Below are 11,084 nucleotides of genomic sequence, written 5' to 3' on the forward strand. Positions count from 1 at the left end.
ATTGAGTTCACTTTGAAAGTGCAAATGGACTATGTGCATCAGCAGCGATCAGCAGGCATGGGACACAAATCTTGTGCGGCACAATCTCACCGGGGAATTCCATGTTGCGGGCCTGCCCCTTGAATGTCTGATGATCAGCCGCATACATCTCATGTTTGCCAGAGGTGTACCCTTTGATGCCAGAGGCGCTCAGCTCAAGTTCGCTGCCACCACCGTTGATGCGCACGCCTTTTTTCGCCTTGATCGTGATCCAGTCCGTACTGCTAATAATTTCAAGCACCTTCTTAGCGAGTACTTCCAACTGGGCGTCTTGTGCGTGAACCTTCACCGGCCCACTGGCGGCAGTGACTTTCACGCCACCTTCATTCGCGAACAAACTCATTCCTTTGACGGACCGCATGGAGGCGGTCTCTCCGGAAGCCAGGTAGGTCGCTCCAGCGCTGGTGATATCGATAGTCGTCGCTGCACCGATTGCGATGTTTTGCGTGCTCGTCGATATCAATCCAGCGGGTCCGCAAACCGCGACGATGGGTGAACCGCTGTCGCCCATCGACTTCAATTTTTCGATCAAACTTTCCAGTTCCTTGCCTCGCGCTTTGTCGCCGGCATGCTGTTCGGCGCGATCACTGAGTTGACTAATCAGTTTCTGTAGCTGTTCCGCGATCCGGACAAGTTCCGCACGCTCAAGGTGCTGTCCCTTGCTTGCGCTTCCTCGCTCCGCAGTGATTAACACACCTTGCTCGCCACGCACAGCCACCTTTAGATCACTCCGCAATTCGGCCCCTTCACCGCGTGGCTCTCCGCTGCCGTGCGCGCGCGGTGTCACCAGCCAGCCGAGATTCAGCTGGCTTTCACCGTGGTCGCTCGACAGCTGGGCACTGATCTCGCCGCTCGTATCATCCAGCCTTAGCTGGTTGGCTCGGCCCCCTTTTATTTCCCGGCTTTTGATACCGGAGAGATAGCGATTGCCAGGCAAGTCGCCTTGGTCGCTCAACGCCGGCGGCTGCGCCTGCTGGTTATATAGCTGCCCCACGATCACCGGCTTGTCCGGATCGCCGCCCAGGAAGTTGATCAGCACCTCCGTCCCTACGCGCGGAAGGCCGATGGTTCCGCACTGATCCACGCTACCCGGCCCATTCCCTGCCCAGTTCGACGCCACGCGCACCCAGGCCGAGTCGCTGTCGTCATTGGACGCCCCCGAGCCTTCCGCATGCGTGTGATCCGCCACCCGCGTGCCGGGAAAGCGAATCTTCACCCTCCCCATCTGATCGCAATACACCTCCTCGCCCTTCGGCCCGACGACGATGGCGCTTTGCATCAGCGCCTGCGGCAGGTCGGTGCGCGCGTCGTACGCCGGCACGATCTTCACGCCGCGCCGCACCGCCGTGAACTGGATGTGCATGCGCAGCGCGCCCGACGCCATCCTGTCCACAACCTCCTTTTGCGTCTGCGGCTCGTGCGCGCCCTGCGTCCAGCGGCTGCGCGAGAACAGGCGCTCCACGCGCTCGGCCAGGGTCTTGGGCAGGTTGTTCTGCGCGTTCACCTGCAAGGCCGTGACGACGAAATCGCGTTCCTCGCGCGGATGCCGGTCCACCTCCGGATGCCCGCTCAAGGTGAAGTACTCGCCGGCGCACAGATCGCGCACGCTGCCTTCGCCGTGGAAGCACTTCGATTCGAAATCGTGGCGCGTCATGTGCAGTTTGCCGAGGCGGCACAAGTCGTCGACGTCGTCGCCGGCGTGCGGCATCATCACCTGGTAGTCGTCCAGGCTGGCGGCCAGCTCGTTGCCGCTCACGCCCTGATCGACGCCGCTGCTGGCCTGCGCCATCATGTAGTCCGGCCCCTGCGAGTAGCGGTAGTCCCAGCTGTGCCGCGTCACCACGCCCGGTTGCAGGCTGCGCACCGCGCCCCAGGAGGTGATCGTGTCGCGCTGCTCGGTGCCGGCGTCGCGGTGGTAGCGAATGGTGCCGGCGACGTTCTGGCGCAGGCTGTCGGCGCTGTTGAACAGCACCAGCGTGTGCGTCGGCACCTCGCCACTGGTCTCGGCGCGCACGTACCAGCCGATGCCGCTGCGCTTGAGCAGGCGGCGGATGAAGGCGGCGTCCGATTCGTTGTGCTGCATGGTGAATTCGCGCTTGGGATACTCCTGCAGACGGAACGCCTCGTCCACGTCGTCCGTGAAGCAGACGCCGAGCGTGGAGCTCTTGTGCCGCCATTCCAGCAGGATCTGCCGCACGATCTCCACCTCATCCATCTGGCGAAACACGCGGGTGTTGATGCGCTTTTCCAGGATCGCCAGGGCGTCGCGCAGCACCAGCTGGTAGCTGGCCAGGCCGCCGTCGCTGTCGCCGGAGCTGGCTTCGGTGACGATGCCGCAGACGCTGCGCAAGTCTCCCTGGTCGGTGACGAATTGCAGCGCGGCCGGCACGGCGATCAGTTGCTTCAATGGCAGCGTGGCGTTGGACGATACGCACAGGATGCGGTAGTCGATGCCGCCGCAGAGCGTCTCGGTGCCGAACACGCGCTGCGGCAGCAGCATGTCGTCATTCATGCCGCCCGGCAGATCGAGCTTGAGCCGGATCGGCCGGTTGAAGGTGACCAGCTCCTTGGGCATGCTCATGAAGCTGAAAAAGTCGTTATCGCGTTCCACGTTTGCTCCTCTGGTATGCGGCGGATGTGGCGGACAGTCAGGCCAGCGGCAAGGCGCCGCTGCGCGGTGCGCATCGCAGCACTTCCTTGCCGCTGGCTTGGGAAACGATCACCAGCTGGGTGTAGCTGTTCAAGTGGACGGTCAGGCTAAACAGGTGATCCAGCACCTGGGCGAAGACGTGGACGCCGGTGTCGGCATACGCCGCTTCGTCCAGGGTGACCGTCACTTCGATCCCGCGCAGATAGGCGCTGTCGCTGGGCGTCCGCATCCAGGCAGTGGCCGGGCGGTGCGACAGGCCGGTGATGCCTTCGATCTGGTGCTGGGCGGTGGCGTTGTCGCGCTGCGCGTACAACCGCAGCGTCGCGGCCAGCGCGGGCAGGCCTTCCTGCGTGAGCGTGCGGTGGTTCGGTGCCAGATGCGCGATCAGTCCCCATTGGCTGTTGCCGTGCGACGCCTGCGGGTGCGACATGGTCGGCCGGCGCAGCATGCGGACCGGGAAGTTGCCGGTGGATTTGATCGCGCGCAGGTCGCCGTCGGTCCGTCCGTATTGCAGGTTTTGCGGCAGGTTGCGGTTGGTGCAGGTGACTTGTACCGATGCCGTGCCGTCCTCCATACGCAGCGGCGATAGTTCCTGGTCGACTAGCGTCAGCGATACGCCGTGATCAGTGCCGCCGCCAAGATCGTCACGCTGTTCAAGCCAGTAGTGGCCTTTCCCGCTGGTCGATCCCTGGCGCAGTGAATAGTACGGCGCGAAGTCCTGGATGCTGCTGCCCTGCTGCTGCTTTCTCACCAGCTGCACCGCGTCGACGCTGTAGATCTCGCAGTCGCCGGGCGGCACCGCGTCCAGCACCACCGGGTAGCTGCGGCGCGCGGCGGCCGCGCGGATCAACATGGGCTTGGCCGCTTTTTCGAACAGGTTGATGATAGGTGTGCAGCCGAGAACCAGATTCGCTTCGGTCAGTGTGCGCAGCACGCGCGCTGCTTGTGTGGCGGGACGGACATCGGCCAGCGCCAGGCGCAGCGTCAGCTTGGTGCAATCGGCTGGAATGGCGGCGATCAACGCGCCAAGGTCGATGTCGAAAAAGTCGAATTTTTCCGGGAAGGCGAAGTACTCGCTGAGCAGGCGATACGCGCGGTGTTCGGAAGTGGCGGGCGGCAGCAGCGCTTCGTCGTCGGCAAAGCCCACCGGCGCGATAGGCGGCTTGGCTAGCATGCGCCACTGGCCGCCGGCCTCCACGCAGGCGCAGGCGGTGCGCATGAATAGCCCGTCGCGCAAGGTGGCGCGCAGCGTGGCGTCGGCGTCGATGAAGACGCGCATGGTGTCCAGGCCCTGGAGCGCCAGGCCGCGCGCGACGCCGGTGCTTTCGATCGTGATGCAGATCGCGGCGCTGGCGTCGGGCGGCAGCGCGATCGTCGACGGCACCTGGATGTGCGGTTCGAACCACACCGCGCCGATGGCGACCGGGGCGACCGTGGCGTCGTAGACGGTGCGGAAGCCGCAGCTGACGGTGTTGGGCGCCAGCGATTTCATGGCGGCGCCGCGCGGCAGCACGGTGACGCTGCTGACCGAGTTTTTAGGCGCGTCGCTGTAGTCGATGCGGGCGATCGAGCACGATGGCATCGGACGCAGGTGGTGCGGGTACAGCATGCCGAGCAGCGCTTCGGTGAAGCCGGAGTGGCCGTCGTCCAGCCGCTTGGCGCAACGGGCGTTGAGGAAGGCGCAGGACTGGATCAGGCGTTCGACGTGGGGGTCGGCGCAGGTTTCGCCGCGTATCCGCAGGCTGCCGGCCAGCTGGGGATACCGGCCGGCGAACTCGGCGCCCATGCGGCGCAGTTGGCTCAGTTCCCGTTCGAAGTACGGCAGTAGTTTTTCCATCGCGGCATCCATCGCAGAGTGCGCAGCTTCGATGCCTGAGGGCAACGAACGGACTGCGCAGGATGTCGATCATGTCATGGCGGGAGGGGGGTGTTTTTGAGGTGACGCAAGGTGCCGGAGTCAACAGCGGAAACGCAACACGCTCGTGTGGAACATTCCGGTGAACGATCCTGTTCGCTCACCGACTTGCCCCATATCAAGCCCGGTCGGGCGGGTTTTCTGCCCAGGTACAGCTGAGCACGATTCAATTCATACTTGTAAAGTTGCAAATTCTAAGGTGTAATCTTGCTTGGATTGCATCACGTCAGTCGCTGTTTCCCCAGCGCCATGCATCGGAGTGTGACTCACATGTCAGAAACGATTCCATCACAGCCAGGCGAGTCCGACCCGCTCGCTTTGCTCGCCGGTTTCTCGCAAAGCACGCGGCTGCTCAAACTGACGACGCCCCTCGGCGCCGACGTGCTGCTGGCCGAGTGCGTGCGCGGCGAGGAAGGCATCGGCACCGGCTTCAGCTTCAAGATCGCAGCGCTGTCGACCGACGCGGCCATTTCGCTCAAGTCGCTGATCGGCCAGCCGGTGCTGCTGGAGCTGATGACGGCCGCCAGCCGCGACCAGTTGCGCCCGTTCCACGGCCACGTCACCGCCATCGACATGGCCGGCGCCAACGGCGGCTTCGCCCGCTACAACCTCACCGTCGAACCCTGGACCGCCTTCCTCGCGCGCGGACGCGACAGCCGCATCTTCCAGGACATGACGGTGTTCGACATCCTCGACACCATTTTTAAGGCCTACCAAGGCCAGGGCAAGCTGGCGCCGGCGTGGCGCTTCGACATCCTCGACCGCGCCGTTTATCCCAAGCGCAGCATCACGACGCAGTATCAGGAAAGCGACCTCGCCTTCGCCCGGCGCCTGATGCACGAGGAAGGCCTGTTCCATTATTTCGAGCACAGCGGCGACGCCGCCAGCCCCGGCCTGGGCAGCCACACCATGGTCATCGCCGACCACAACGGCAGCTTCAAGCCCAACGCCCAAGCCAGCATCGCCTTCAGCCAGCCCGGCGCGACCATGCGGGAGGACACGCTGGACCGCTGGCGCACAGAGCTGCGCCTGCAAACCAACGCCATTGAACTGAGCAGCTGGGACTACCGCTCGCTCGATACCCGCCCGGTTGGCGCCGCCAGCGCGGACGGCGGCGACGGCACCCCGCTGGTCAGCCGCGACGCGCCCGGCGCCTACGCCTATCAGTCACGCGAGCAAGGCCAGCGCATCGCCGACAATCAGTTGCAGGCGTTCGAAGCCAGCAAGGAAATCCATGTCGGCGCCGGCACCGTGCGCACGCTCGCGCCGGGAACCACCTTCGCCCTCACCGGCCAGGCCCAGTTCGATCTGGCCGGCAGCGACGACGAACGCAGCTTCCTGGTCGTGCGTACCGTCCACCTGATGCACAATAATCTCAGCGCGGACCTGAAGTCGAGCCTGATGCAGCGGCTTGGCGAAGGTCTGCTGGATACGCTGATCGGCAAGGAGGAGAAGACCAGCCTGCACGCGGTGGGCAAGGCCATGGGCGAGCGGCCTTTGTACCGCGTCCGCATCGACGCGATCCGCAGCAACATTCCTTACCGCTCCAGCGGCACGGACGCGCACGGCCAGCTGCTCCATCCGCGCCCGACCATCCACGGCCAGCAAACCGCCATCGTGGTCGGCCCGCCCGGCGCGCCGATCCACACCGACCGAGATCATCGCGTGAAAGTGCAGTTCCACTGGCAGCGCGGCGCGCAAAGCCACAGCCGCCTGACGCATCCGATGCCCGACGGCCACACCGGCGCGCCCGGCGACGACCAGGCCGGCACTTGGGTGCGCGTGGCCACGCCGATGGCGCCGGTGGCCGGCGCCAACTGGGGCAGCAGCGCCCTGCCCCGCATCGGGCAGGAAGTACTGATCGATTTCCTGGAAGGGAACATCGACCGTCCTGTGGTGTTGGGAACCGTCTATAACGGACGCGGCCAGGCCGACGCCCAGCACAACCAGGTGGCCGGCGGCGCCGGCGTGGCGACCGGCAACGCGCCGGCATGGTTCCCCGGCCAGGCCGGCGGACATGCGCATCCGGCGGCGCTGTCGGGCATCAAGACCCAGGCCATTCAATCAAGCCAGGCCGGCAGCGGCGCTTACAACCAGCTGGTGTTCGATGACAGTCCCGGCCAGTCGCGCCTGGGGCTGCAGCGCCACGCCACCGCGCACCAGGGCACGGCCGAGCTAAACCTCGGCCACCTGCTGCACCAGAGCGACAACCAGCGCCTGAACGCGGCGGGCTTCGGCGCCGAGCTCAAGACCGAGCACAGCATCGCCGTGCGCGCCGGCAAGGGCTTACTGCTGTCGACCGACGCGCGCGGCAGCGCCACCGGCAGCCAGATGGATTCGAAAGAGGCCAGCACCCAACTGGAGGAAAGCGTGCAGCTGCAAACCGATCTCGACGAGATGGCGCAGAAGCACAGCACGCTGACGGTCGGCGGCAAGGCGCCCGCGCCGGAGCCGGCCAAGCCGCTGCCCGCCATCGCCCAGCTCAAGCGCAGCATAGACGTGCTGGGCGCGGTGGAATCGGACGTGACGGCCTACAGCGAACCGCATCTGCAATTGAGTTCGCCTGCCGGCATCGCGGCGAACACGCCGGCCAACGCGGTACTTGGCGCCGCCGGCACCAGCCTGACCGCCGGCCACGATATCAATCTCGCGTCGCAGCGCAACAGCTATGCGAGCGTGAAGGAAGGTATCAAGTTCTTCACCTACGGCAAGGTGACCAGCGCGCAGAAACCCAATCAGGAAATCGGCATCCGGCTGCACGCGGCCAGCGGCAAAGTCAGCAGCCAGAGCCAGGCCGACGAGACCAGGCTCACGGCCGACAAGGCGCTTACGGTCACCAGCACCGCCAAGGGCATCACCGTCGCCGGCAAGCAGCATGTGCGGTTGACCGCGCAAGGCGCCCATCTCAAGCTTGAGGGCGGCAATATCGAACTGCACGGGCCGGGCAAGATCGAGTTCAAGGCCAGCATGAAGGAGTTGACGGGGCCGATGAGCGCGTCCCCGACGCTGCCGGCCTTGCCGCAGGCGGCCAATCTTGATAACTCGATCGAGATCCTGTTCCATTACGACGACTTGGCGCCCATTCCCGGCGCCGCCTACAAGGTCACCTTCGAAAATGGCACCGTGCGCGAAGGCAAGCTCGATGACAAGGGACACGCCCTGCTGACCGGCACGCCGCCGGGAGAGTATGTGGTCGAGTATGGCGACGATCCGCGTCCGTGGAAGCCGCCCGAGGAAGAAACGCCGGAGTATAAAAAGCCGGACTTCAAGGCCGCGATGGACGCGGAGATGGAACGCGAGCGAAAATTGCGCGAGCAAAGTCAGGGGTGGGTATGAGTCTCGTCGACGATTGCATGAAATTCCTCGAAGACCTGATCATGGGCGACTTCAACGAGGACCAGATGGTGTCGGCCCAGATCATCGGCGGCCTGATCTCGTTAATCCCCGTGGTCGACCAGGTGATGGACGTGCGCGATGTTTCGGGCAGCCTGTACCGGATCAACAAGCAAGGCGGCTTCGCCAAGGCGACGATCGATCAAAAGATTTATCTGGGCTTCGCCGCCTTTGGCGTGGTGCCGGAGGTGGGTAGCGCGTTCAAGACCGTATTCAAGCCGCTGTACAAGGAACGCAAGGCGCTCAAGGGCGCGGTCAACAGCGGCGTGGCGATGATCGAGCGCATGCTGTCGAAGAAAAAAGGCGGCGCGCTGGCGTGGGTGAAGGCGCTCGATTGGGCCGGCAACACCCAGGCGGCGATCGTGCAGGCGAACATGGCGCTGGAGAGCTGCATCGCGCTGCTCGACTATATCGCGCAGGGACATTGGTGGTGCCCGGACCATCTGGAACAATTGGCGCGCGATGTTTCGCCGGGCATTAAGAGAATGCGCGGGCAGTTGGCCGGGCCGATACGGGAGGCGTCGGGGTATATCAAGGCGTTCATCACCGATCTGTTGGGGGAGCATGCGGCGGCGGTGGTGATGACGGTGGCCAGCAATGCTGGAAGTATTCCGCGTGGTGGGCATCATGGGGCGGGGGCGAGGGGGGCAAGCGCTAATAGCCATTTGCGGGTGGCTGACAAGCCGCGACTGAATGGACGCACGACCACCGGTAAAATCGCCAATGTGGTGCAGCGCACGGCCTTTCAGGCTTACCAAGGATTGGAGAACGCCGCTAAAGGATTGCTGGGCGAGCACATCGTCGACCACCATGTTATCGAGCACAAAGGCTGGGGACTTAGCTGGAACCGGCATGACATGATTGGCGGCCTTGGCAAAAAACCCGCCGGTTGGCAAAGCGAGTTTAAAAAGCTTAACGATGACGAGATTCCACTTTATCTCTGCACACCGAGCGTACATGTACTGACTCACGGCATAGACTCTCTATGGCTGACAAATCGCCCGCCCCCCCACCAATTTGCCGTTGTTGAGGCAAAGGCCAGCATGAGCCCAGCCGCGAAGTTATTGCCTATGCTGGGTGAAGCAAAGGCTGCCGGTGGTGCCCCCGCAGGCGCGACAGGTCGACGGCAAAAAAAAGGTTCAGGTCCGCGGACGACAGGCCAGGGCGGTGCTTCTAAGTCGGGTATGGTCATGCAGATGAGTCGGATATGGATTCATGATCGTATCCAGAAAGACTTTTCGAAATATCGCGTACGCATGTTAAAAAATGGTACCAACTACTCGAGGCATGTTTTTTTGGTTTCGCCGCTTCAAGCTAGCGAACATATTATCGCTATGGAAAAGATTATCAGTGAGGGATTAATTAGCAAACCGGTGGCAGCGCAAAAGTATGCCTCCGATCATAGTCGTCACGACGTTCAGCGCGAATTCGGCGAAAGCGATCTGGATGCGGCCGAAGCGGAGTATAAAATCAGTGGCAAGCCGCCTCGTTCAGGACCAGGAAAAAAACGTAAAAAATAGGTACCGAATATCATGGAAAAATCCAATTTCATTAGTAGAAGGCGTCAAAATTATCTTGACGAAGAAAGCTACATCAATACAGTCAAGCAAATTGAGACCGAGAACGCGATTCCAACCGTCCCAGGCCTCTCGCAAGAAGATTTATGCACCAATTTTTCTTTAAATGCCCAAGACCACTGGATAATTTTCCAGCTAAAATTTACTGCCGGCGAAAGCCTCACAGAGCTGGCGAGCTCTCTGGATGAAATTGTTCTCGCATATGAACAGTACGTCGAAGCCATTGATGAACTACCAGATGACAAATATCATCCGCCCTTCATCATGAACGACATGATTGACACCTATGTCGATTATTTAAATCTTCTTTGTGCCGCAATTTTATTGCGTCGTGAGGACTTGATAGCGAGAATATGCGCGCTTAACGAAGGAACCGACTTCGATCAATCCGATGCGGTGTTGGAGGAGTTATTCAAATTTTTCCTTGCGGACCGCCCGAACTTGGATTATTGGCTATGGGACAAACCGTATCGAAAGCTGCTTGATGCTATCGACAGCGATACGGTGCCCGAGATGGAGCAGGCTATGAAGATCTACGTTAAGAGGTGGTATGCCGACATGAAAGGGCTCGCCCATTTCTGGAATAAGCATGAAAAGATCAAACCTGATTTCACACCGTACTATGGCTATTGGGCAATGTGCGCGGCTGCCTTTACCTATCTCTACAATCTTGACGACTCGTCATACCGTAACGAAACCGTGTATCCCAAAGACCTCGTTGATTACGCACGTAGCATCCCACGCTACGATGAAAACCAACAGACCATTGCGAAGCCGTTACGGGTAGCGGGTGGGGAGCCGTGTCCAAAGTCCGGCCTTTGGTTTACGCCGGCAAAAACGGACAGCGAAGGACGTTTTTCCGCCGGCGTCACAATGCCGGACTTCCCGGATGCGCAGTACGGTCTTACTATTTGGCAGTGGCTGTCCAATTAAAGGCGGGCACTAAACTTTTAGAGGAAGGCAAGTCCTGCCCCGAAACAAGGCTCCGCCAATGAAAAATTCAGAATTCAGAAATAGGCGGCGCCAGGTCTTTTTAGATGAAGAGAGCTGCGGCAGCACGATTGCCCAGCTCGAGGTTGAAACCGGTCGGCCCTTAGGTCCCGGCCTATCCCAAGAGGATCTATGTAGAAATCTGCGAGCGAGGGCATTTGACAGTTGGGTCATCTTCAAGCTGAAATATACCGCCGGCGAAAGCCTCACGGAATTGGCCAACTCGCTTGACCATGTAGTCGCTTCTTACGAACTCTACGTCGAAGCATTGGACGAGCTGCCAGACAGCCAATACCATCCGCCGTTCATCATGAACGATCTGATAGACACATATGTTCGGTACTTGAACATCGTTTCTGTCGCCATCCTATTGCGACGTGAGGACTTGATAGAAAGAATCTGTGCGCTAAATGAAGGAACAGATTTTGACGGAGTCGATGCAGTGCTAGGGAAGCGCTGATTTAATCGCCGCCGCAGTGGCCCAAGTGATCTGTAAGCTGTCAAAATAGTGGCTCCTTTC

6 protein-coding genes are annotated in these 11,084 nt (G+C 61.4%); 4 read left to right on the top strand and 2 right to left on the bottom strand.

The genetic code is table 11. The features are described from left to right. Positions 1–7: 7 nt before the first annotated feature. Together AC07P1_RS31835 and tssF are read right to left on the bottom strand one after the other, a co-directional pair. Positions 8–2,650, bottom strand: a complete 2,643-nt coding sequence (locus AC07P1_RS31835; protein ID WP_494699600.1) for a type VI secretion system Vgr family protein — start codon at positions 2,648–2,650, stop codon at positions 8–10. A 37-nt stretch (positions 2,651–2,687) separates the two neighbouring features. Continuing rightward, positions 2,688–4,526: a type VI secretion system baseplate subunit TssF gene (gene tssF, locus AC07P1_RS31840; RefSeq protein WP_494699601.1), complete on the bottom strand. Its 1,839-nt coding sequence runs from the start codon at positions 4,524–4,526 to the stop codon at positions 2,688–2,690. 348 nt (positions 4,527–4,874) lie between these two features. On the opposite strand from tssF, the gene tssI reads away from it, so the two are divergent. From tssI to AC07P1_RS31860, 4 genes are read left to right on the top strand one after another with little or no spacing between them, the layout of a single operon-like run. After that, positions 4,875–7,940, top strand: coding sequence for a type VI secretion system tip protein TssI/VgrG (tssI, locus tag AC07P1_RS31845; RefSeq protein WP_494699602.1), 3,066 nt, complete (start codon positions 4,875–4,877; stop codon positions 7,938–7,940). Then, complete coding sequence (locus AC07P1_RS31850) at positions 7,937–9,517, top strand: hypothetical protein (RefSeq protein WP_494699603.1); 1,581 nt, start codon at positions 7,937–7,939, stop codon at positions 9,515–9,517. The genes tssI and AC07P1_RS31850 overlap by 4 nt, the downstream gene beginning before the upstream one ends. A 12-nt stretch (positions 9,518–9,529) precedes the next feature. After that, positions 9,530–10,507, top strand: coding sequence for a PoNe immunity protein domain-containing protein (locus tag AC07P1_RS31855; RefSeq protein ID WP_494699604.1), 978 nt, complete (start codon positions 9,530–9,532; stop codon positions 10,505–10,507). A gap of 58 nt (positions 10,508–10,565) precedes the next feature. Then, positions 10,566–11,024, top strand: a complete 459-nt coding sequence (locus AC07P1_RS31860; RefSeq protein WP_494699605.1) for a hypothetical protein — start codon at positions 10,566–10,568, stop codon at positions 11,022–11,024. The last annotated feature ends 60 nt before the right edge of the window (positions 11,025–11,084 follow it).

Source organism: Duganella sp. GW821-FHT07F09, from assembly GCF_059418705.1.

What these genes read in the sequence shown, in the direction of transcription:
- tssI (WP_494699602.1), top strand. Translation starts at nt 4,875, where the DNA reads ATGTCAGAAACGATTCCATCACAGCCAGGCGAGTCCGACCCGCTCGCT.
- AC07P1_RS31850 (WP_494699603.1), top strand. Translation starts at nt 7,937, where the DNA reads ATGAGTCTCGTCGACGATTGCATGAAATTCCTCGAAGACCTGATCATG.
- tssF (WP_494699601.1), bottom strand. Translation starts at nt 4,526, where the DNA reads ATGGAAAAACTACTGCCGTACTTCGAACGGGAACTGAGCCAACTGCGC.
- AC07P1_RS31855 (WP_494699604.1), top strand. Translation starts at nt 9,530, where the DNA reads ATGGAAAAATCCAATTTCATTAGTAGAAGGCGTCAAAATTATCTTGAC.
- AC07P1_RS31860 (WP_494699605.1), top strand. Translation starts at nt 10,566, where the DNA reads ATGAAAAATTCAGAATTCAGAAATAGGCGGCGCCAGGTCTTTTTAGAT.